The sequence below is a fragment of the Sorangium sp. So ce406 genome (assembly GCF_051474675.1).
In the GTDB taxonomy this organism is placed as follows: Bacteria; Myxococcota_A; Polyangia; order Polyangiales; family Polyangiaceae; genus Sorangium; species Sorangium cellulosum_G.
The window spans coordinates 3,495,811-3,518,279 of record NZ_CP150340.1; the positions used below are offsets into that span (position 1 = coordinate 3,495,811).

The following is a 22,469-nucleotide window of genomic DNA, read 5'->3' on the forward strand; positions in this document are numbered from 1 at the left end:
GCGCCGCGTGTGCTGCGCCACGTATCTGGCCATCATGGGGCAGATCAGGGCCCACCGTGAGTTCGATCACCGCTCACCCACACGAGCCCCGTGCCGACGATGATCGTGGTGCAGGAAGGGATTGGATCCGGCCCGAGGAGCCCGTAGCCTGGATGGCTGGTATCGACCACCGGGTGAGCAGCGCGGGTGGTCGAACTGGCGATGAGCGTGCGTTCTTGTCGAGAGATGGAGGAGAGATGAGCAGCTTGAGCGTGGATCCCGTGGTCGCGGACGGCCTCCGGATCGAGCCTGCCCTGAGCGACGACACCCTGACCGTCAAGCTCACCGGGGCGGGCGACATGGCGGCGGCTGCGCCGCTCAAGCGGTATGTCAAGGCGCTGGAAGGCGAGGTGACGCGGCTCTCGATCGGCACCGTCGAGTTCGACGTGCGCGGCATGCGGTTCATGAGCTCGAGCTGCATCAAGGCGTTCGTCGGCTTCATCTGCGGCCTCGCCGCCAACGGGATGAAGTTCCGGATACGGTTCGTCACGGACGCGCGGCTGACGTGGCAACGGCGGAGCCTGAAGCCCCTCGATCGCATGTGCCCGGAGCTGGTCTCGATCGACGACGCCTGATGCGCGAGGGGGCGGCGTGACGAGGAAGCGCCGGACGCCAAGGCGGAGGGGCGCCGCATCCCGATCGTGGTGGCGAGGTACCGCGCGCCGGGGTAGCGGGGCGGGCGCGCGCTCAAGGGCGGGTCGGCGGGGGGCCGGGCAGCCGACGTCGGGGGGCGACACGGAGCAGAGCCGCCGGTGCGTGGCCACGGCGGCGAGGACCGGCGCCCTCCTGAGCGCCCGTCAGCCAGGCACTCGCGGTGCGGCGGTCCAGACGCGCGACTTTGCCTTGCCGATCACCAGCTTCACCTCGTGGAGTCCATCCGAGCCGCGGAGCTCTGTCCACGACTTGTGCATGTATCGGCTCCTCAAGAATCCTCCTTTCTCCTGCAAGAAGATCCAGATGCCCTCGCGGGCGACCAGGACGAAGGCGGCTGACTGGAGGCGTTGCGCGTACGACTTCGCTTGCTGGTACGCGTCGAGGATCTGCTTTTCGGTCGCGAGCTCTCGCTTGGCCTCGACGATGATCCGCGCGGTCTCCTCGCCCCGCTTCTGCACGGCGCCGATCGCGTAATCCGGGTACACCCGCTCGCCGCGGCCCATGCGGACGGGCATGTTCCGGATCCAGTCGCGTTCCACATAACCGAGCTCTCGGAGGAGCGGCTCGAGCAGCCTCTGTTCGACCTCCCGCTCGCTCTCCACGTCGTCATGATCCGGCAGGTCCGGCCTGTGAAGCCGGGGGAGCTCCGACATCCTGCCGCGCTTCCGCTTGATCATCCGGAGCAGCGCGTCGTACTCCTCGGCTGTCACGGGCTTGCCGCTCGCGCCCTGAAAGTGCGCTCTCACGGCAGGCTTCCTGGACCAGACCGGATCTGCGGCGAGCTCGCGGAACGGGATCTCGGGGACCTTCACCGGCGACCCGATCCACACCGTGCTGTGGTAGTGGAAGAACGGATCGATGAAGCCGTCGGTCTCCGCGCGCCAGATGGAGTGGATGTAGCTGCGCGGGGAGACGCACCACATCACCAGGATGTCTCCCCGGCGTGTGTCGACGTTCCCCTGCCAGTAGCTCGTGGAGCCTTCGCCGGCGGCGTCAAGGAACTCGAAATCGCTGCTGTCTCCCGCGCCGCCCATGAGGAACCAGACCTTCGACGCGGGCGGGAGCTCGCCTTGCTCCTGCGCGAGGTGGTGCGGCGCGAAGTCGTACAGGAACGCGCAGAGCTCGGCGGGGGTCAGGCCATGGATGCGGCGGAACTCCTGGAGGGACGCGTTGATGCGCAGGTAGAACATCGCCCGATCCCGCCAGCTCGCCTTGCCCGGAAGCACCGGGACGGCGATCCCGAACTCATCACAGATCTCGTTGAATCGGTCGAACTTGCGCAGGAAGAGGTACAGCGCGAAGTGGTCGGGGTGGGCCTTGAACAGCCCCAGGGAGATGCCCTGGATCATGTTGAGCCAGGCTTCGGGCTCGTCGCCACCAACGACCGTGTAGATGGTCTCGCCGTCCTCGATTTCGAGCGAGAGCGTGAAGCCGTCGTCCAGGAGTCGCTCGTAGAGCTCGCCGGCATGATCCTGGGAAGCGACCCGCTCGCCGCCGGCCTGATCGAACACCGCCCGCGCGGCCATCGGATCGATCGGCCGGAGCTTATCCATCCAGCCCTTCGGGGCGAGCTCGGCCCATCGCTCGTCTCGCGCGAGGAGCGATTCGTATCTGGAAATGGCAGCCCGGCCCGCCTTGGAGCTGCAAAACAGAGACCATATGAATTTGTTGAAGCGCATCGTTTCTCTTGTCTGATCGTTTCAGCGCTGCGGGTCGGCGCGCCGACGTCGAAGTCCGGAAGGATCGCTCGGCTCGGCTTCCTTGCGCCGGCGATGGCCGGCGCGGCCCTGGTTTCGAGTCCGATCGTATCGGCGGCGCCGCTCTCTCATCCTTGCGTCGCTTCCCTCGTGGCCGCGCGCTGCCAGCGTGGATCGGAGCGCCATCCGGGCATCACCCTGAGTGGTACCGCCGGCGAGGTGCTGATGTCCACAGTAAAAAATTTGCGTGTGGACGGATGTGGATTGCGGTGCGACGGCGGAGGTGTCGAGCTCTCGCCCATCAGCGCGATCTGCGGCCGTCTCCTGGGAGCGCTCGAGGCGTGGTGTGCGAGCTGGGCGACGATACCGCGGCGGTCGTGGTGCGGTACTGCGCGCCCGGGTAGCGTCCGCGAGGCGCCGCGCCGGGCACACCGTCATGACCTGGCGCGGCGCCACGGCGCATTCGCGCGCCGGTCACGCGCGCCGCGCTGGGCGCTCGATCAGTCGACGACCGTGTAACATCCGAGCTCCCTGGCGCGCTGATGGCAGGAGGGGAAGTCCGCCGGCGCGGAGCCGCCCATGCGCACCCGCTTGCAGATACCCGGCGTCCGCGTCAGGAACACCTGGCCCCATTCCCTGCCGGTCAGGCTGAACCCCGACGACATGGTGCACTGGAGCCCTGCTTGCCTGGAGGCGTCGGGGCTCTCTGCCGACGCGGACGCGGTCACGAGGGCGAGCGCGGTCACGAGCGCGAGCGCGAGCCCGGTCTGGATTGTGCGAAGTGCGTCCATGGGGACCTGCCTTTTCGATGGATTCAACGGAGGCCTCGTGTGCGCCGCACCGTGCGGCGCTCGCGGCCTCGTATGGCTCCATTGCAACGGTGGTGCCCGGGGCGTGCGTCACTGTCACGTACGGCGCGGGGGAGCGCGTCCAGGACGCCGATCACGTCGGAATCGCGCGAGAACCTGTTCATGGCAAGAGAAGAGGGCCGCGAGCATGCGAGGAACGCGAGGGGAATAGAAGAGCGGAGCAGAAGCTGAGGAATCCGCTCTTTTGTAGCCATTCAGCGGAGAAGTTGAACAGGGAGGCGGGGAGGTGGGGAGTATTTGAGATTTTTTTTTCTCCCCGTCTCCCCGCCTCCCTTTGAATTCCCGAGGAATTCGAGGGGATGCCTCGGGAAGAGAAGAATAGAACTTCATCTCTGTTCTCCTGTGCCTCTCGGGCCGACGGGTGCTCGCTGGCGGCGGCCCTCCGACGCCGGCGAGCGGCCACGCTGGCGCGCCGAGACGCCACCTCGGCTCGCAGGGCGAGCGCCTCGTCCCGGAGCCCTGGCGGCCGCCACCCCCTCCGCGCGTCCGCCACCCCCCGCCGCCTCGTAAGTCCCTGAAATCACAGCGGCACCCGCCTGGCACGCCGTTCGCGAAAGGGCTCCGGCATGCAGGCCACGGCGCTCACCTTCTCTCTGCTCGGGCTCGACGCGCACCCCATCCGCGTGGAGGTCGACTCCGGCCGCGGCCCGTCGTTCTTCCAGATGGTGGGCCTCGCCGAGGCGAGCGTCCGCGAGAGCCGCGTGCGCGTCCGCGCCGCGCTCCAGCAACTCGGCGTCGAGCTCGACGAATACGTGATCACCGTGAACCTCGCCCCGGCAGATCTCAAGAAGAGCGGCGGCGCCTACGACCTCGCCATCGCGCTCGCCGCGCTCGCCGCGCTCGGCAAGATCCCCTCCGAGGGGCTCGACCGGATCGGCCTGCTCGGCGAGCTCTCGCTGAGCGGCGCGGTGCGCCCGGTCCGCGGCGTCCTGCCGGCGCTGCGCGGCGCGGCGGAGCAGGGGATCGGGCGCGCGATCGTGCCCCAGGGCAACGCGCGCGAGGCGGCGAGCGTGGCCGGCGTCGATGTCCTCATCGCCGAGCACCTCAGCCAGGTCGTCGCCCACCTCCGCGGCCACAAGGCCCTTCCGGGCGCCGGCTCGATCGCCTCGCTCGCCGCCGACCCGGCGGGCGCCGCGTCGGTGGACCTCGCCGAGGTCCGCGGCCAGCACGGGGCGCGCCGCGCCCTCGAGATCGCGTCCGCCGGGGGACACAACCTCATCATGATGGGCCCTCCGGGCAGCGGAAAGACGATGCTCGCTCGCCGGCTGCCCACCATCTTGCCGCCCCTGACCCATGAAGAGGCGCTCGACATCACCGCGATCCACTCGGTCGCGGGCCTGCTCTCGCCGGACAGGGGCCTCGTCGCGACGCGCCCCTTCCGCGCCCCGCACCACACGGTGAGCGCCGCCGGGCTCGTGGGCGGCGGCGATCCGATCCGCCCCGGCGAGGTCTCGCTGGCCCACCATGGCTGCCTGTTCCTCGACGAGCTCCTCGAGTTCCGCCGCGGCGTCCTCGAGGCCCTCCGCGAGCCGCTCGAAGAGGGCACTGTCGCCCTCTGCCGCGCCCGCGCCCGCGTCGTGTTCCCGGCGCGCCCGATCCTCGTCGCCGCGATCAACCCCTGTCCGTGCGGCTTCCACGGCGACCGCGGGAATCGCTGCGTCTGCTCCATCGACCGCGTCCGCGCCTACCGCGCGCGGCTGAGCGGACCGCTGCTCGATCGCATCGACCTGCACATCGCCTTGCCCCCGGTCGACGTCGCGCACCTGTGCGCGCCGCTCCGTGCGGGAGAGGGCGACCGCCGCGCGTCGCTCCACGCGCCCGAGAGCTCCGCGGCGGTGCGGGCGCGCGTGGTGGAGGCCCGGGCCGCGCAGCGCGCGCGGTTCGAGGCGGGGGAGGTCGTCGCGACGCACAACGCCGAGCTCGGCCCGCGCGACCTCGCGCGCGTCGCCATGCCGGACGCCTCGGGCGCGCGCGTGCTCGCGTCGGCCGTGGAGCGGCTCGGCCTCTCGGCGCGGGCGTACACCAAGGTGCTGCGGGTCGCCCGGACGCTCGCCGACATGGACGGGAGCCCTGCCGTGCGCGCCGCGCACGTGGCCGAGGCGATCGGCGCGCGGCTCTTCGACCGCGAGGCGGCCTCCGGGCCGCCGCCCGCCGCCGCCGCGGGCGCCTGAGCCCGCCACCGCCGCGGCGGGCGCGTGTGCCCGCCGCGCGATCCAGGACCATTGCGCCCGCAGCGACGCGGGCGCGATCGCGGCCGCCCCGACGGCCGCGTCGCATCGGCTGTTCGCGCGCTCGGGGGCGCGCAGGCAACAAGCACGTTCGACAAGGGAGAATCCAACATGATGACCGAGATCGCCGAGAAGCTCCGCACCGTGAAGACCGTTGTTGGCACCATCGAGAAGCAGTTCGGGAAAGGGGCGATCATGGCCTTGAACGACGAGAGTGAGACGAGGGACATCGGCCTGATCCGGAGCGGCTCGCTGTCGCTCGACGCCGCGCTCGGGATCGGCGGCTACCCGCGCGGGCGCATCGTGGAGATCTACGGCCCGGAGTCGTCGGGGAAGACGACCCTGACGCTCCACGCGATGCGGGAGGCGCAGCGGTCCGGCGGCGTCGCCGCGTTCATCGACGCCGAGCACGCGTTCGACGTCACGTACGCGCGCTCGATCGGCGTCGACATCGACAGGCTGCTCGTCTCGCAGCCCGACAACGGCGAGCAGGCGCTCGAGATCGTCGAGATGCTCGCGCGCTCGAGCGCCGTCGACGTGATCGTCGTCGACTCGGTGGCTGCGCTCACGCCGAAGGCCGAGATCGAGGGGGACATGGGCGATTCCCACATGGGCCTCCAGGCGCGGCTGATGAGCCAGGCGCTCCGCAAGCTCACAGGCATATGCCACCGCACGGACACGACGCTCATCTTCATCAACCAGCTCCGGCAGAAGATCGGCGTCGTCTTCGGCAACCCCGAGGTGACCACCGGCGGCAACGCCCTCAAGTTCTACGCGAGCGTGCGCCTCGACGTGCGCCGCGTGGGGCCGGTGAAGGTGAGCGACGAGGCGATAGGGTCGAGGACGCGCGTCAAGGTGATCAAGAACAAGCTGGCGCCGCCGTTCAAGGAGGCCGAGTTCGACATCCGCTGGGGGGCCGGAATCGACAGCGCCGCGGATCTCATCGACTTCGCCTGCCAGCTCGGCGTGGTGGAGAAGAGCGGCGCGCACCTGTCGTTCGGCGGCGAGCACATAGGGCAGGGGAGGGAGCGCGCCCGCGAGGCGCTGATCGGCAAGCCGACCCTCGCCACGTCGCTCCGCGCCGCCGTCGACGCGGCGGGGCCGGCGCGGCCCGGGGGCAGCGCGGCGATGGACTCCTGAGCGAGGCCCGTGAGAGGGCGAGTCCGGCGACGGGGCGCCGCCGGACCCGCTCCTCGTCATCCACGACGTCATGGCGCCTCACGAGGAGCGACGCACCACGGCAGGAAAACGTAGAGAAGAACACGAACGGCAGCAGACGCTACAGACGGTAGAGACGACATCAAACGACGTCAGAAGACGACATTCAATCCAAGGGAGCACATCATGAACGAAGGACTGAACAAGGTGATTCTCATGGGCAATCTCGGATCCGATCCGGAGCTGCGCTACACCGGCAACGGCACGCCGGTGCTCCAGCTCCGGATGGCGACGAACGAGTCGTTCGTCGACAAGAACAAGGAGCCCAAGGAGCGCACCGAGTGGCATAACATCGTGTTCTGGGGCCCGCGCGCCGAGGCGCTCGCGAAGGTCCTGACCAAGGGGGACGGCGTGCTGATCGAGGGCGGGCTGCGCACGTCGAGCTACGAGAAGGATGGAATCCGGCGCTACCGCACGGAGGTGATCGCGCGGGACCTCCGCTTCACCGGGCGCCGCGCCCTGGGACAGCCGCCGCCGGGGCTGGAGGACGACGGCGAGGCGACGCAGCCCGGGGCGGGGGTGCCGACGACGGCGCGGCTCGGGAAGAACGGCGCGCGCGGGCGCCCGCCGGAGGTGCCCGCGCTGGATGAATTGCCGTACTGATCGCGAGGCCGGCGCGAGCGAGGCGGCGGCCCGGAGCCGCCTCGCCGCGCGTCGGCACGCCGGCCGGCGCGGCCGGGCCGGCCTCCGGCTACCCGGGCTTGCGGTACCGCGCCACCAGGATCGTGATGTCGTCGTCCAGGCTCGGGCACCAGCCCTCGACCGCCCCGAGGATGCGATCGCGGATCACCTCCACGGGCGCGGACTGGGACGCTTCGACGGTGGCGCAGAGCCGGTCCAGCCCGAACTGCTCGTGATGCTCGTTGCGCGCCTCGGTCACGCCGTCGCTGTAGAGCACGAGGACGTCTCCGTCCTCGAGCACGAGCTCGGCGTCCCGCGTCATCGCGTCGATCTCGGGCAGCGCGCCGATGAACACCCCGCTCGTCGGCATCCTCGCGCAGCGCCTCGTGCGCGGCGAGCAGACGAGGATGTCCTCGTGCGCGCCGGCGAACGTCACGCGGCCGTCGCGTGTGTACCGCATGAGCAGGAGCGTCGCGTGCTCGTCCCGCTTCAGGCGGTCGCGGACGTTCTTGTACACCGCCCGGTTGACCGCGCACACGATCCCGCGCGGGCCCGCCGCCGCGGCGGGGCTCGACGCCATCACCGACACCATGCTCTGGATCATCAGCATGATGAGCCCCGCCGCGAGCCCGTGCCCCGCCACGTCGCCGATCCCGATCCAGCCCCCGTCCGGCGTCGCGATCACATCGTAGTAATCGCCGCCGACCTCGGCGGCCGGCTTCATCGTGGCGCAGAGCTCGAGCCCCTCGACCGAGAGCTGCGCTGGCACCAGCGTCGTCTGGATGCGCGCCGCGACGCGGCTCTCCTCGCGGACCTTCTCCTGCTCGATCCGCTCGCGCAGCTCCACGTGCCGCACCACCTCCCGGTGCAGCGTCGCCACCTTCACCGCCGAGCCGAGCTGGAGGCGCAACGCGTCGTAGATCATCTCGTTCGGCTGGCCGTCGACCACCGCGAGGCCGAACTTCTCGACCCCGCCGAACGCGACCGGGAACGTGATCACGCTCCAGCGCTCATCGCGGCTCAGGAACCCCGGGGGCGCGAGGTGGTGCGCCGGGAAGCTCATGGGCGGCACCTCCACCTCGCGGCCGTCCTCCATCCAGAAGAACAGACTCATGGTGGAGCGCAGCGCATCGTCGAAGAGCGACACAGCGACGCGCGAGAACTGGAGCTTCGGCAGATCCGCCGCCAGCGTGGACCGGAGCACCGGCAGGCTCAGGCACGTGGAGAAGTGCCTCATTCCATAGTTGAGGTCGATCGCGGCGAGCTCCACCTTGAGCCGCTGCTCCCCCTCGACATGCACGGACGCGCTTCCGATGGCGATCCGGGCAGCGTGCCAGATCGGCTCCAGCGTCTCGTTCAGAGCGGCGTCGCCCCCCTGCTCCGGCGCCCTCTGGAGCCGCGCGCGCAGGAGCGAGATCACGGACTGGAACTGATCGAGGAGCACCCCCTCGCGCCGGGCCGCGTCGAGGAGCTCCTCGAGCCCACGCAGGAAACGGCCCCTGTCCCCGGCGAGCTCTTCTTCCAGCGCCGAGAGCAGCCTGTCCGCCCATCCGTCGAGCGAGCGGGCCGAGATCGTGACCGCCTGCGCGAGCGCGCGCTCCAGCGACGCCCGCTGGCCGGCGAGCGCGCTCGGACCGCTCCACGCGGCGGCCCCCGGAGGGAGAAGCAGGGGGCCCGCCTGGCGCCCGCAGCCGCAGGACTGGCGCCGCGTCAGCTCTACGCCCACCAGCCGGAGCACCGGGACAGGCTCGCCCTCGATCATCTGGAGGACCGTCTCCACGGCGAGCCCCGCGAGCTCCTTCGTGGGCTGGCGAGCGGTGGAGAGCGACGGCTTGGTGAAGCGGGCCGTGCGGATGTCGTCGAAGCCGCACACCAGGACGTCGCCGGGCACGTCGACGCCCCGCTCCTTGAGCAGGTCGATCGCGCCGAGCGCCATGCAGTCGTTGGCGGCGACGATGGCGTCGAAATCGACCCCACGATCCAGGAGCTCGCGGACGGCGGCGCGCCCGCTGCCCACGGTGAACGCGCCGGACATGAAGAGGCGCTCATCGTAAGCAATGGAGCGCGCCGCGAGCGCCCTCCGGTAACCGCCGGCGCGGAGGAGCGCCTCTTCATTATTAGCAGGACCACTGATATACGCGATCCTCCTGCACGCGTGCTCGTCGACCAGGTGCAGGACCGAGATCTCGGTCCCGAGGGCGTTGTCGACCATGAGGCTCGGGATCTCGTCTATCGCCATCCAGATGCTGCAGAGCGGCAACGACGAAGACCGGCAGAACTCCCGCACGGCGTCGATACTGACGAGATGGCAAAGGGTCGACGAAGCGACGATGATGCCGTCGACGACCTCCGAACCGATGATGTGGTAGAGGCTCCTCCTGGCGGCGTCGGTCGACCCGGGCAGGGGGATCTGCTCTCCGAACGCGAACGCGATCAGGAGGTTGACGTCGTGCGCCTCGGCGGCGCGCTCGATGCCGGACCGCACGTCCGACTGGTAGTCGCCCGCCATGTTGTCGATCAACAGGGCGATTGTCGTGCGCCTACGCGTCATAACCTGCGGCTCATCGCGCAGGAGCTCGCCGCGCGCCGCGGAACGGCGGCGCAAAGCCGCCCGCCCTTCACGGACGCTTTGCAGGGATGCTGCGAGGCCTCCTGTCTCGTTCCGAACGTTGACATGAGCGCAGCATCGTACGCCGTTCTTCGACCGGAGCCAACGCCGCTGTTCACCCAGGTGACCACGAGCACTTCTTCGTACGCCGGCAGCGCATTCGCGCACGCGCACGCCGCGGGCCGTCGCCACTGTCACCGAGCGCGCTCGCCCACGCGTAGCAGCTCCCTTGACGAGGGGCCGGGTCGAAGAGCGCGCCCTCGAGCCGCCGGAGCGTGGTCGTGCCGACCCCGAGCATCCGAGCCACCGCCGTCGACGTCAGAAGACGACATTCAATCCAGGGGAGCACATCATGAACGAAGGACTGAACAAGGTGATTCTCATGGGCAATCTCGTATCCTCGCGAAGGTCCTGACCAAGGGTGGACGGCGTGCTGAGCGAGGGCGGGCTGCGCACGTCGAGCTACGAGAAGGACGGAATCCGCCGCTACCGCACGGAGGTGATCGCGCGGGACCTCCGCTTCACCGGGCGCCGCGCCCTCGGGCAGCCGCCGCCGGGGCTGGAGGACGACGGCGAGGCGACGCAGCCCGGGGCGGGGGTGCCGAGGACGGCGCGGCTCGGGAAGAACGGCGCGCGCGGGCGCCCGCCGGAGGTCCCTGTGCTGGATGAGCTGCCGTACTGAGGCCCTCCGGCGGGGAGGGGAGCGAGAGCGGGGCGGCAGCCTGGTGCCGCCCCGCGGCGCTCCTCGCCCTCGCGAACCACGGGGCTGATCCGGAGCGCGACCTCCTCCCGGCACGCCGCGCGCGAGCGTTCTCTCCCCGCGTCCCCTCGCCACCCGCGCCCTGTCCCGGCCCGGCGGCGCAGCGAGATTGCAGTATGGCTAATAAAATTCAATTGGGATCGCTGGAATCCAGCAGGACCAGTCTCCAGAGCCGAGCTTCCTCGCAGGCGCGTCTCGCAAAGCGTCCGTGCGAGGCGCTGCCGCATGGACGCTCGGATGAGTCGAGTGTGGCGTTCATGCATTGGTCGACGCTATGCGGCAATGCGACCGGGGAGCTGATATGTACTACATGAACCTAGAAAAACGATGCCTCGACTGAATAACGGCATCGAAGCAGGTTGACGGTGACCTGGTATAGGCGGTAGATGTTGGATGCTAGGCTCGACCCGACCAGGTGCCACTTTCTGGCTGTGACTGATCGACATCCTAGACCGAATCTGTTCGACCGTGCGGAACGGCAACGTTGCAACCGTCAACCGAGGTAAACTCATGCTCAGCAATGCGGCTCGTATTCTGATGGTCTCTGCTGCTGCTTCTCTCGTGGCGCTCAGCTCCGCTCCGGCTGAGGCGTGCAGCGATATAGCGGATGAGGCGCTCAACATCATCGCGGCTGGGACAACGGTCTCGAACGGTGCGCCGTTCTTCACGCTCGCCATGAAGAACCAGTCGGGGTACACGAGCACCGACATCGCCGTGCTCTGGGGCTCGACCAGCCCGAACTCTCATCTCTACTACGACAACATCGTCGCAGAGAATTACTTCGATCGCGTCACCAACGTCGCCGATATCGGGGCGGGCGACCTCCTGGCCATCAACCATGTGGTCAACGCGTCGGGCACCGTCACGTACAGCGGCCACGCCGCGATCATCACGGGTCCGGCGACGGAGCTCTCGACGGCCCTGAGCCCGATCTACGCGAGCACGAGGCAGTGGGCGTTGCCGATCGCCGACGCGACCTCGTCGGTCCACGGTTGCAGCGTCAGCTACCCGGACAGCCGCTGGTCGGGTGATTGCAAGGCAGGCACGTTCGCCGGGGGTACGGGTACGGCGTCGATGCGCCTCTACACGAATCTCTCGGGAGACCTGCTGGGCTACACCTGGAGCGTCACCTCGGGCGCAACCTACTATTCGCCCTCCACGCGTCCCTACGCCATCGGCAAGCTGACGTCCTGCACGCCGTTCTCGGAGTGATCGCCGCTCCATCACCAGCCCGGGCGGGCGCGCCCGTCCCCCGCTGCCGCTCAGCCGGAGCGCGCCGAGGACCGGGATCGCGCGCCGCCCCTGGGTGCGCTCGTGGTGGCCGCGTTCTTCCTGGGTGAATTCCTCGGAGCCGCGCTTTTCCTGGGCGTTCTCTTGGTGGCCACGCTCTTCGTGCGCGTGGTCGCGCTGCCCGCGCGCCTCGCAGTCCTCCGTCCTTCGGCGCGCACCTCGGGTGAGCTGCTCTTCTTCTTGACCGCGGCGCGCTCCTCCGGACTCCGGGCCGCCTGCTCGGCCTTGCGCCGGGCCTCCTCTCGGTCGACCTCGACCCCTCCGTTCCTGCTCGCGGGCTTCTTGCGGCAGCTTCCCTGCTCGTTCGGTCGCTTGCCGGGGACCGGCTCGTAGCCGGGCCAGCAGCGTGAATCTTTGTCATAAGGGCTGCTCGGTCGCTTCGTCATCGTGAACCTCCGGTCGATCGCTTCGTCACCTGGAGCCCCGCGCGCCGTCGTCAACCGCGACAACCCCGACCGATCGCTGTCGCGCCCTGGCCGCCAAGGCCGTCGCCGCGCAGCTCGGATCCGGCCTTCAGCGTGGAGTGTTGCTGGATTCCAGCAGAGTCAGTCTCCTGGATCGTCCGATCGATGAGCTGCTCTCTCTCGGCGATATTGGCGCACGGCGTCAGCCGCGTGATGGTCGAGTCGATGAGTCGCGGCCACCATCGAGCGGTGGACACTGTCCGGCAGTGCCGTCAGAAGAGCTCTTGTGTCCCACATGAGCCTATCAAAATGATTCCTTTGCTCGCGTGGTGTTCGAAGTGTGTTGACGAAAGGCGTGTATAGGAAGTAAACATTGGATGCTAGGCTCGACCCGACCAGGTGCGATTCTCTGGCTGTACCCGAACCACCTTCTCAACCGAATCTGCTCGGCCTGCGGAACGGCAACGTGGTAACCGTCAACCGAGGTACTTCATGCTCAGCAATGCGGCTCGTTTCCTGATGGTGTCTGCTGCGGCTTCTCTCATTGCGCTCGGCTCTGCCCCCGCCGAGGCCGCCGACGCGTGCGTCGATCTCTCTGATGCCGCGTTCGATCTCATCGGTGATTCCACACCGGTGGCGAGCGGCGCTGTGTTCTTGACGGCGGTCCAGAAGGCCGCGTTCGGGTACACGAACACGGATATCGCCGTCCTCTGGGGCTCGACCAGCCCGAACTCGTCGCAGTACTACGACAACTTCTCCGCCGCGCAGCCCCATTTCGAGGAGATCGATAACATCGCAAACGTCGACGAGGGCGACGTCCTCATCATCGACGCGACGATGACGTACTCCGGGCACACCGCGATCATCACGGGCCCGGCGACGCCGGCCCCGAGCGGGCTGGGCCCGAGCGTCACGAATACGCTGCAGTGGGCGGTGCCGATCGCCGACTCTACCTCCTCGAAGCACGGCTGCAGCGCGAGCTATCCCGACAGCCGGTGCGTCGGCAACGTGTTCACCCCGGGGGAGGGGACGGCCTTCATGCGCATCTATACAAATGCCTCGGGAGTCCCGGTGGGCCACACCTGGAGCGTCTCCGCGGCCTCGCTTAGCAATTATTTCCCGATTGTGACCCCGGTCCCGGACCCGGGCGTGGGCGCGCCGCGGCCCTTCAAGATCGGCAGGCTCGCCCCCTGTCCTCCCCTCTGATCTGAGCCTCTCCTCCGCAGCCTGAGCCGCCGCGCCCACGCGCGCGGCGGCTCGACCGCTGGCCTGTCCTGGCGGCACGCGCCTCCAGGCCTGCCGTCTCTCACTCTCAACCCCGCTGCCTACCGCATTCCCTGCTTCTGATCCGGCGCCGGCACGCGGCAGAGCTGGGCGATGCCCTTTCCGCTCAGCTTCTCGCGCGTCAGCTCGAACTGCGGCACGTACATGCAGAAGCGCCCGCTCTTCTGGGTCGCGATGCTCGCCCGGCGCGAGATCATCTCCTCGAGCTCCGAGCGGGACACCGCGGCGTCCGTCTTCAGCGTGTCTGTGACCCGGAGCTCGGGCGTGTTCGGGCAGCTCATCGATGCGGAGACCGTCAGGTCGGGCTTCACCTTCTCCTGGTCGCCGGCCCGTGACCCGGGCTGGCTGCCGCTCTGAGCCCCGCCGGCCTGGGCCTGGCGCTCACCCTGCGCCCTGCCTGCCTGATCCTGGCTGCCGCCCTGCGCCCTGCCTGCCTGATCCTGGCTGCCGCCGTGGGCCCTGCCGGCCTGGTCTTGATTGCCACCCTGAGCCCTTCCGGCCTGCGCCTGGCTGCCGCCCTGAGCGCCGCCCGCCTGAGCGCCGCCGGCCGGAGCCTGGACGCCGCCGGTGTCCTGGTCGCGCCCCTGAGCGGCGCCGGCGTGGGCGTGGGCGCCGCTGCCGGGCGCCTGCGCGGCGCCGCCCGTCTGCCCCTGCGCGCCCGTGCCGCCCCGTCCCTGGCTGCCGCCGCCGGGCTGGCTGCCCGAGGGCTGCTGCGATTTGCCCGCCGCTGCCTGCTCGATCCGGCCGTTCACGGAGGCCGTGTACGTGCACCCCTCCTCGACCTGAAACGAGATCTGCTCGTGAAGCTTCATGGGCTTCATGGCCTGCTTCTTCTGGCCTTGCCCCTGTTGCTGCGCGCGCTGGCCGCCGCTCGCGCCGGCCTGGTCGCCCTGCGGCTTCGCGCTTCCGCCCTGCTGCGCGCTGCCGCCCTGCGCGCTGCCCCCTTGATGCGCGCTGCCGCCCTGCTGCGCGCCGCCCTGCGCCGCTCCCGGGGTGCCCGACTCACGCTGGTGCGGCTGGCCCGTGCTGCCCGTCTGAGCGGTCGCCAGCGCCGGCGCGGCCGCGAGTGCGCCCACGGTGAGCGCGACATGGATGTACCGATTCGATTTCATACTACCCCCACCATGCAACCTGCTTGAGTTCGTGTTCGCCACCGTCGCGGGCCGAGCGCCCGCCTACGCGGCCTGCTCCCAGACTTTCCTCGACAGCGCGTCCTTGATCCACGCGAGGTGCCGCTTCTCATCATCGTAGTTGCGCTCGACGATCGCCCGCGCCTCGGTCGTGAGCCCTTCATTCAGCGCCGCCGCGTACTGCCGGTTCGTGAGCTCCTCGTTGCCGCGCATCGCGAGGAGCGCGCTCTGGTCTCCCATGCTCGTGATCGCCGTGAACCCCTCGATGATCTTGCCCTTGAGGTCGCGGGTCTGCGCCGGCGCGCCGCCGAGCGACGCCACGTGCGCGCTCAGATCCACGACGTGGCGCGCGTGGTCGTCCCTGAACCTCGCGAGCATCCCCCTGATCGGAGCGCGCTCGCACGCCTCGATGGCCTGGTCGTACGACGCGATCGCGTCCCGATCGAGCTGGATGAGGTCGTTGAGGACCTCGATGACGTCCCTCGCCATATCGACACTCCTTCCGGGGTCGCGCTGGGCACAGACCCCCCCGCCGACCACCTTGGGCCTTTGCGCACGGACGCAAGCCATGCGCGACGCATCACGCCGCGACAGCGGCCGCCCTCGCCGCGCTCGGCTCGACCGCCTCGCAGGGCCGAGTCCGGCGGCCGCGACGGGCGGACCGGTGGCCGAACGGACCGACAACCTCGACCTGGCACGGACCGTGAACAGTCGTCGGGAAACCCTGACGGCTTCCGTGCACCGGCGCGAGCAGCGCCGGCGCCACGGTGGAGATGGGATGTGCCCATGAGACGATCTCTTCGCTCCTCGATCCGCGCCGCCCTCGCGCTGCTCCTCGTCGCCGCCTCCACGGGGTGCGCCGAGGGGCTCGCGAACGCGCCCAGCATCAACCGCGATTGGACCCCGGAGGACCGCGAGCAGGACGCCATCGCCAACGGTCCGGGCTCGTGCCCGCGCGAAGGCCAGGATCCGCTGGCGCCCCCCGGGGAGCAGCGCGCCATCTGCCCGCGCCCGCCAGCGCCGACGATGCCCAACTTCGCCGCCTCGCCCTGACAGCGCGGCTCCCCGGGAGCGCCGTGGACACGCGCGCGACAGATCGCGCACGAGCGCCTCGCGAGCAGGCCAGTCGTGCCGCCCTCTGCGGTGGCTTCCTCACGCGCTCGGATGTGCCCAGCGCGAGGAAGGCAGAATGTCCCGGCGTGAGGCGATCTGCCTCATGCAACAGGGGCGTTCGCCCGGCGATCCCGACCTCTACGGGTCGGGCGCGCCGGCGTCCGCGGTCGCGCCTGCCACCGGGGGGCGGCTCCGCGGCTCGTGCATCACGCGCGGCTCCTGCGGCTCGCTCAGTTGCTGCGGCTCGCGCGGTTCGTGCGGCTCGCTCAGTTGCTGCGGCTCGCGCGGCTCGCTGGCCGAGCGCTCGCACGCGCCGGCGACCGGCGCGTCGGTCGTGGGCTGGTCGCGCCGGCGGTGCTGCGGCGCGACCGGGATCGTGATCGGCTCCTCGATGAGCTCCGGCTCGAGCGCGCCGCAGGCGGGGACGAACCACGGCTCGCCGGGCTTGCGATCCTCGGCCACCTTCCACGCGCGCGGCACCTTTCTCAGCCCGACGGGGTAGACGGTGAGCCCCCCGGGGTGGACGTGGATGCGCAGGAAGTTCTTGTAGTCCTCGATCCGGAGCGCCGAGAACGCCTCGTTGCCGTGCCGCCGCGCGGCGTTGAGCGAGAGCAGGAGATAGACGCCCATGAGCGTCGACCCGACCACGGCGCCGGTCACGCCGACGAACAGCGTCACGCCGAGGAGGCTCCACAGCGAAGCGTGGTGCCGGACGTCGACGCCGAGCAGCGCGCCGCCGAGGTAGGTGAGCCCGAGCGCGGCCCCGAGGTGCGCGACGGCGTGGAGCGAGCCGGCGAGGCGGCGATACCAGGCCCGGCTCGTGTCGGTGAAGAAGATGAACAGGAGCAGGACGACGAGCACCCACGCCACCGCGCCCGATCCGGGCTTCGGCAACGTCAGGGAAGAGAGCATGTAGACGAAGGCGGCCACGGGCCAGAAACCGAGGTTGTACCGGGCGAACAGGAGGTTGCGCCAGGCGAGCCGGCGCGACTCCGACTCCGACGGGAACGACGCCTTCAGGGCGTAGCGACGCTGGTCCGCGCCCGCCCCGGAGCGGACCTCCGCGACCGACTCGCCGTGGGTCGGGTGCAGGAACGCGCCCCCGCCGCCCGCGGTGATGTTCTGCCGGCCGTCCGCGGACTCGTGGCGCCGGTAGTGGTGAAGATCGCCGGCGACGCGCGCGACGACCTCGACCCCGGGCCGCGCGTCGGCGAGCTGCTTCTCGAAGAACGCGAGGTTGCTCTGGAGATCGGGGTTGTAGATGGCGCCCTTCACCCAGTCCGGCTCGGCGGTGCAGATCACCACGCGATCGCCGTCGCGCATCTCCTGCCTCGTCAGCCGGCAGAAATACTCGATCTGCGGCTGGTCGATGTCGGCCTCGAGGTGGATGTCCACGCCGAGCAGCCAGAAGCCGTGGGGGAGCTTCAGCGCGAAGTAGCTCCGCGACTGGAGCGTCTTCCACGCGCCGAGCGTGCGCTTCTGGCCGAACAGGCGCATGAAGCTCGTCAGCCCGTCGTACCAGTCGTGGTTGCCCGGGATCGCGAACAGGTACGGCGCCTCGTTCACCTCGGCCTTCGGGAGCGCGGCCGCGTAGGGCTCGACGAGGCGCGTCCAGTACGCCTGCCGCGTGGCCGAGGGGTACACCTGGTCCCCGCCCATGATCAGCACCTCTCCGCGCCGCGTCTCCCGCCCGCCGAGCGAGAGCGCCGGCCGGGCGAGCACGCTCGCGATCGCGTACGTCGGGTTGAAGCCGTCGCCGGTGTCCGCCACGTAGTCGAGCCAGAGCTCGTCGCGCGCGGCGCCGCTGCGGACGGCGAAGTCGAACGGCGGCTGGGGCCCGGCGATCGCCTCGAGGAGACGGAAGTCGCCGCGCGCGCCCATCAGGCGGGAGACGGTCATGTCGAGCGCGGAGCGGGCGAGCTGGAACGGGCTGTACCAGCACGTCATGATGGTCCGCTGGAGCGCCTCGAGCCGCTCGCGAGCCGGGCGATCGGTCATTCATTCCCTCCCGTCACGAGAGGTTATCACCGTCCGGGCGTCGCGTCGCCTCGGCCCCGCGGACTTCCACCCTGCGAGGCGCCGTAGTAGGCACTCTCGCCATGCAATTTCACCTGGGTAGGTTGATCGACCATGTGCATCTCCGCGTCGCCGACCTGGAGCGGAGCAAGCGCTTCTACCGCGCGGTGCTGCAGGTGCTCGGGCGCGACCTGGTGCAGGACGCGCCGGGCTATTTCTCCGCGGACGAGCTGTTCGTCTCGCCGAGCGACGGCGGGCCTGTGTCGCGCGTGCACCTCGCCTTCCAGACGGCGGACCGGGAGCAGGTGCACCGCTTTTACAAGGCGGCGCTCGCCGCGGGGGGCCGCGACAACGGCGCTCCCGGGGAGCGGCAGTACCACCCGGGGTATTACGGGGCCTTCGTGCTCGATCCCGACGGGAACAACATCGAGGCCGTCCACCACGGGCCGTCGCAGCGCTCGGCGGCATCGGTCGTGATCACGGCCGGATCCTGAGGGGGCCGCGCTCGGGCGGGCGCGCCGCGCGCTTCACGCCGGCGCACCTGCGCGAGCGCGCCGAGAACCGGGGGATGCAGGGGACGGCGGCGCGGGCGGGGTGAGCGCTCCGGCGCGGCGCTCAGGCGCCGTCCTTGAGGCAGCCGGCGAGCTCGCTGAGGAGCTTGTCGGTCGCCTCCAGCCCGCTCGTGAAGACCTCGCCGTCCCTGGCGCGGCGGGAGAGCCGCATGTCGGGCGAGAGCCGGTACGGCGAGCCCTTCGGCTGCACCAGCCGGAGCACCTTGGCGTGATCGAGCGGGGTGTCCTCGCGCAGGTGCAGCGTGACCCCCTTGGCGCTCGCCTCGCACGCGAGCGCCTTCAGCCGGCGCAGCTCGGTCTTGAGCCGCATGAGGTGCACGAACCGGCGCGCTTCGATCGGCGGCGGGCCGAAGCGGTCCTCCATCTCGACGGCGAGGTCCTGGACGTCCTCGGCCCCGCCGGCGCTGGCGAGCCGCTTGTAGAGGGAGAGGCGTACGCCGACGTCGGAAATGTACTCCTCTGGCAGAAGGGCGTCGGTGTCGAACGAGAGCTCGGGATCGACGTCGTGGACCACGGGCTCGCCGCGGAGCTCGTGGACGGCCTCGTCGAGCATCTGGCAGAAGAGCTCGAAGCCGACCTGGGCGACGGTGCCGCTCTGCTCGGCGCCGAGGAGGTCGCCGGAGCCGCGCAGCTCCAGGTCGAGCGAGGCGATCTGGAAGCCGGAGCCGAGCTCGGTGTGCCGCTCGAGGGCCTCGATGCGGGCGCGGGCCTCGTCGGTCATGGCGTTCGGGGGCGGGACGATGAGGTAGCAGTAGGCGCGCTCCTTGGAGCGGCCGACGCGCCCGCGGAGCTGGTAGAGCTGTGAGAGGCCGAACATGTCGGCGCGGTCGATGAGGATCGTGTTGGCGCGGGGGATGTCGAGGCCGCTCTCGATGATGGCGGTGGCGCAGAGGACGTCGTAGCGCCCCTCGACGAAGTCGAGCATGGCCTGCTCGAGGTTCTGCTCGCTCATCTGGCCGTGGGCGACGCAGATGCGGGCGGTCGGGACGAGCTCGGCGAGGCGGGCGGCGCGCTCGTAGAGGCCCTCGACGCGGTTGTAGACGTAGAAGACCTGGCCGCCGCGGCCGAGCTCGCGGAGGACGGCCTCGCGGACGACGGCCTCGTCGTGGCGGGTAACCACGGTGCGGATGGCGCGGCGGTCGACCGGGGGGGTGGTGATGATCGACATGTCGCGCAGGCCGGAGACCGCCATCTGGAGGGTGCGGGGGATGGGGGTGGCCGAGAGCGTGAGGACGTCGACGTTGGTCTTGAGGGCCTTGATGCGCTCCTTGTGGGTGACGCCGAAGCGCTGCTCCTCGTCGACGACGAGGAGGCCGAGGCGCTTGAAGTGGATGTCCTTGGAGAGGAGGCGGTGGGTGCCGATCACGACGTCGACGCTGCCGTCCCGGAGGCCGCGGGAGACCTCGTCCTGCTCCTGCTTGGTCTGGAAGCGGGACATGGCGCGGACCTCGATGGGGTAGGAGGCCATGCGGGTCTTGAAGCTGAGGTAGTGCTGCTGCGCGAGCACCGTGGTTGGGCAGAGGACGGCGACCTGCCGACCGGCGTTGGCGGCGCGGAAGGCGGCGCGGATGGCAACCTCGGTCTTTCCGAACCCGACGTCGCCGCAGACGAGGCGGTCCATGGGGCGGCCGGACTCGAGGTCGGCCGCGACCTCGGCGATCGCCCGGGCCTGGTCGGGCGTCTCGTCGAAGGGGAAGGTGGCCTCGAAGGCGCGGTAGTCGTCGTCGGGCGGCTCGACGGGCTCGGCGGTGGCGGCGCGGCGCTCGGCGTAGAGGCGCAGGAGCTCGTCGGCCATCTTGCGGACGCTCTTCTCGACCCGCGCCTTCGTCTTGGCGAACGTCTGCCCGCCGAGCCGGTCGAGCTTGGGGGCGCCCTCACCGCCGCTGAATTTTTGAATCTGGTTGAGGCGGTAGACGGGGAGGTAGAGCTTGTCGCCGCCGGCGTACTCGACGGCGATGAGATCGACCGTGGTTGACCCGACCTGTTTGTGGACGAGGCCGAGGTAGCGGCCGATGCCGTGGTCGACGTGGACGACGTAGTCTCCGACGCCCAGGTTGCGGAGGTCCTCGAGGAACGCCTGCGAGGGCTTCGCGGAGGAGGCTGCGGCGCGGGCGGCGCGGCGGTGGGCGCGGGCGCCGAAGATCTCCTCCTCGGTGACGAGCGCGAGCCCCTCGGCCGGGGCGATGACGCCGCGCGCGAGCGAGCCGGTGACGACGAGCGCGGTGTCGCGCGGGGCGGCCGGGCTCGTGCCGTCGAGGAAGGCAGGATCGAACGGGCCGAGGTGGGCCTTCACCCGCACGTCGCGGTGGCGGAGCAGGGTGACGAGGCGCTCAACCTGGGTCTGTGCACGCGCCGCGATGAGCACGCGCAGGCCCGCTTCTTGCCAGGCGACGACGCGGCGCACCAACGGGTCAAGGGCACCGTGCTTGCCGCGCGAGGAGCGGGCGGCCTTGATGGCGCGCTCGAGGTCCGACTGGTCGCGCGTGGCCAGCGAGGGAGCGCCCTCCGGGGCGACCTCGAAGCGCTCCAGCGAGTCCTGGTTTTCCACGGCGCCCTCAACCCCGGTGCGATGCAGCGCAACCACGGTGCGGGCTCCGAGCCACGAGGCGACGCGCGCCTCCTCGTCGTAGAAGGCGTCGAGCGCAAAGTGCGGCTCGCGGTCTTTGTGGTTCCGGTCGGCGGCGGCGCGGCCGAGCTCGTCCCGCAGGGCGGCGGTGAGGGAGGCCGGGTCCTCGAGGAGGACAAGCGCGTCGTCGGGCAGGTACGCCGTGAAGGATGCGAGGTCGACGTAGGCTGGCAGGTAGCCCTCGGCCCCGAAGAAGGCGCGGCCGCTGGCGACGTCGTCGACCAGCGCGCGCGCCTTCGACGAGGGGAAGTCGATGGCGTCGCAGACGGCGCGGACGCGCTGGCGGGCCCGCTCGACGTTGTCCGGGGTGAGGATCGCCTCGCGCGCCGGCGGGAGCCAGACCTCCCTGACGTCGGCGACCGTGCGCTGGTCGTCGGGGTTGAAGGTCTTGATGGACGCGATGATGTCCCCGTAGAAGTCGATGCGCACTGGCAGCTCGGCGGATGGCGCCCAGACGTCGAGGAGGGCGCCGCGGACGGCGAACGACCCGGGATCCTCGACGAGGGGGCTACGGACGTAGCCGGAGGCGCCGAGGCGGGCGGAGAGCGCGTCGCGGTCCATCTCCTGCTCGGCGATGACGAGCTCGGCGTGCTCGGTTACCTCGTCCCTGGGCACGACCTTGCGGGCGAGCGCGCTGATGGGGCAGACGAGGACCGACCAAGGCAGGTCCATGCCGAGGTGGAAGAGCGTGGCGAGGCGGGTCTGGGCGCCGCGGCGGTCCGGGTTGACGTCGGCGTAGGGGCTGGCCTCGTTCGGCACGTAGAGCAGCACGCGGCCGGAGGCGGTGGCGCCGGCTGCCTCGGCGTCGTCGGCGTCCCGGTCGGCGAGCAGGAACGAGGCGTCGGCTGCGAGGGCGCGGGCGCTGTCGACGTCGGCGGTGAGGGCGACGACGCGGCGGCCACCGGCGGCGGCGATGAGGCGCCGGACGACGAGGGCGCCGGCCGAGCCGGCGGCGCCCGTCACATGGAGCGCGCCAGGCGGTGCGGCGGCGAGCTCTGCGGCGACGTAACGGGGCGTGACGACGCGGCGGTCCGTGGGGAGGTCGAACGACGGGAGCGGCTCGTGATCGGCCGGTGCGGACGCAGGCGCGCCGCTCGCGGCGGTGTCATTCGAGGCGAGGTCGTCGAGGTTGCGGGCGAGCTCGCCCATGGTGGCGGTCAGCGGGGAGCTCGAGGCGGCGAGGAGGGGGCGCTCGGGGGGCATCGGCGCAGCGCGGTCTAGCATGGGGCGGGTGAGCCGTGACGCGTGAGCCGAACGTGCTGGGCGGGGGACGTGGACGCGGCCCCGACCCGACCCGACCCGACCGCGACCCGACCCGACCGTGGTTGCAACCCGGCCCG

Annotated in this window: 17 protein-coding genes; 10 read left to right on the forward strand and 7 right to left on the reverse strand. The window is 70.5% G+C overall.

Annotation, left to right across the window (positions count from 1 at the left end; genetic code table 11):
* Positions 1-236 precede the first annotated feature (236 nt).
* On the forward strand, positions 237-614 hold the full coding sequence (locus tag WME96_RS13090; RefSeq protein WP_433935791.1) for a hypothetical protein: 378 nt from the start codon (positions 237-239) through the stop codon (positions 612-614).
* Between the two features lie 222 nt (positions 615-836).
* On the opposite strand, the gene WME96_RS13095 is transcribed toward WME96_RS13090, so the two are convergent.
* Complete coding sequence (locus WME96_RS13095) at positions 837-2,246, reverse strand: hypothetical protein (protein WP_437290465.1); 1,410 nt, start codon at positions 2,244-2,246, stop codon at positions 837-839.
* A gap of 644 nt (positions 2,247-2,890) precedes the next feature.
* Positions 2,891-3,181: a hypothetical protein gene (locus WME96_RS13100; RefSeq protein WP_437290466.1), complete on the reverse strand. Its 291-nt coding sequence runs from the start codon at positions 3,179-3,181 to the stop codon at positions 2,891-2,893.
* Between the two features lie 644 nt (positions 3,182-3,825).
* Between WME96_RS13100 and WME96_RS13105 the strand changes: the two genes are divergently transcribed.
* The 3 genes from WME96_RS13105 (at position 3,826) to WME96_RS13115 (ending at position 7,308) form a co-directional block, all read left to right on the forward strand.
* Positions 3,826-5,430 carry a YifB family Mg chelatase-like AAA ATPase gene (locus WME96_RS13105; protein WP_437290467.1) on the forward strand — a complete coding sequence of 535 codons (1,605 nt, stop codon included), beginning with the start codon at positions 3,826-3,828 and terminating at the stop codon, positions 5,428-5,430.
* Positions 5,431-5,598: 168 nt separating this feature from the next.
* Entirely contained in the window at positions 5,599-6,627 is a 1,029-nt protein-coding gene (gene recA / locus WME96_RS13110) for a recombinase RecA (RefSeq protein WP_437290468.1), read from the forward strand.
* A gap of 204 nt (positions 6,628-6,831) precedes the next feature.
* A complete protein-coding gene (locus tag WME96_RS13115; RefSeq protein ID WP_061607328.1) occupies positions 6,832-7,308 on the forward strand; it encodes a single-stranded DNA-binding protein in 477 nt (158 codons plus the stop codon).
* A gap of 88 nt (positions 7,309-7,396) precedes the next feature.
* On the opposite strand, the gene WME96_RS13120 is transcribed toward WME96_RS13115, so the two are convergent.
* Complete coding sequence (locus WME96_RS13120; RefSeq protein ID WP_437290469.1) at positions 7,397-9,877, reverse strand: SpoIIE family protein phosphatase; 2,481 nt, start codon at positions 9,875-9,877, stop codon at positions 7,397-7,399.
* A gap of 487 nt (positions 9,878-10,364) precedes the next feature.
* Here WME96_RS13120 and WME96_RS13125 point away from each other — a divergent pair, with 487 nt between their 5' ends.
* From WME96_RS13125 to WME96_RS13140, 4 genes are all read left to right on the forward strand, one after another.
* Positions 10,365-10,616, forward strand: coding sequence for a single-stranded DNA-binding protein (locus WME96_RS13125; RefSeq protein ID WP_437290470.1), 252 nt, complete (start codon positions 10,365-10,367; stop codon positions 10,614-10,616).
* 639 nt (positions 10,617-11,255) lie between these two features.
* Entirely contained in the window at positions 11,256-11,906 is a 651-nt protein-coding gene (locus WME96_RS13130) for a hypothetical protein (protein ID WP_437290471.1), read from the forward strand.
* A 102-nt stretch (positions 11,907-12,008) separates the two neighbouring features.
* On the forward strand, positions 12,009-12,317 hold the full coding sequence (locus WME96_RS13135) for a hypothetical protein (protein WP_437290472.1): 309 nt from the start codon (positions 12,009-12,011) through the stop codon (positions 12,315-12,317).
* 563 nt (positions 12,318-12,880) lie between these two features.
* Positions 12,881-13,594 carry a hypothetical protein gene (locus tag WME96_RS13140; RefSeq protein WP_437290473.1) on the forward strand — a complete coding sequence of 238 codons (714 nt, stop codon included), beginning with the start codon at positions 12,881-12,883 and terminating at the stop codon, positions 13,592-13,594.
* 119 nt (positions 13,595-13,713) lie between these two features.
* Here WME96_RS13140 and WME96_RS13145 read toward each other — a convergent pair whose 3' ends face one another.
* Together WME96_RS13145 and WME96_RS13150 are read right to left on the reverse strand one after the other, a co-directional pair.
* A complete protein-coding gene (locus WME96_RS13145; RefSeq protein WP_437290474.1) occupies positions 13,714-14,784 on the reverse strand; it encodes a hypothetical protein in 1,071 nt (356 codons plus the stop codon).
* 63 nt (positions 14,785-14,847) lie between these two features.
* The gene (locus WME96_RS13150) at positions 14,848-15,291 is read right to left on the reverse strand and encodes a PA2169 family four-helix-bundle protein (RefSeq protein ID WP_437290475.1); all 444 of its coding nucleotides are present in this window, start codon (positions 15,289-15,291) and stop codon (positions 14,848-14,850) included.
* A 297-nt stretch (positions 15,292-15,588) separates the two neighbouring features.
* Between WME96_RS13150 and WME96_RS13155 the strand changes: the two genes are divergently transcribed.
* A complete protein-coding gene (locus WME96_RS13155) occupies positions 15,589-15,855 on the forward strand; it encodes a hypothetical protein (protein ID WP_437290476.1) in 267 nt (88 codons plus the stop codon).
* 198 nt (positions 15,856-16,053) lie between these two features.
* Here the strand turns inward: WME96_RS13155 and WME96_RS13160 are convergent, their stop codons facing one another.
* Entirely contained in the window at positions 16,054-17,913 is a 1,860-nt protein-coding gene (locus WME96_RS13160; RefSeq protein ID WP_437290477.1) for a metallophosphoesterase, read from the reverse strand.
* A gap of 101 nt (positions 17,914-18,014) precedes the next feature.
* Between WME96_RS13160 and WME96_RS13165 the strand changes: the two genes are divergently transcribed.
* Positions 18,015-18,425: a VOC family protein gene (locus WME96_RS13165; RefSeq protein ID WP_437290478.1), complete on the forward strand. Its 411-nt coding sequence runs from the start codon at positions 18,015-18,017 to the stop codon at positions 18,423-18,425.
* 121 nt (positions 18,426-18,546) lie between these two features.
* Here the strand turns inward: WME96_RS13165 and mfd are convergent, their stop codons facing one another.
* Positions 18,547-22,332 carry a transcription-repair coupling factor gene (mfd, locus tag WME96_RS13170; RefSeq protein ID WP_437290479.1) on the reverse strand — a complete coding sequence of 1,262 codons (3,786 nt, stop codon included), beginning with the start codon at positions 22,330-22,332 and terminating at the stop codon, positions 18,547-18,549.
* Positions 22,333-22,469 lie beyond the last annotated feature (137 nt).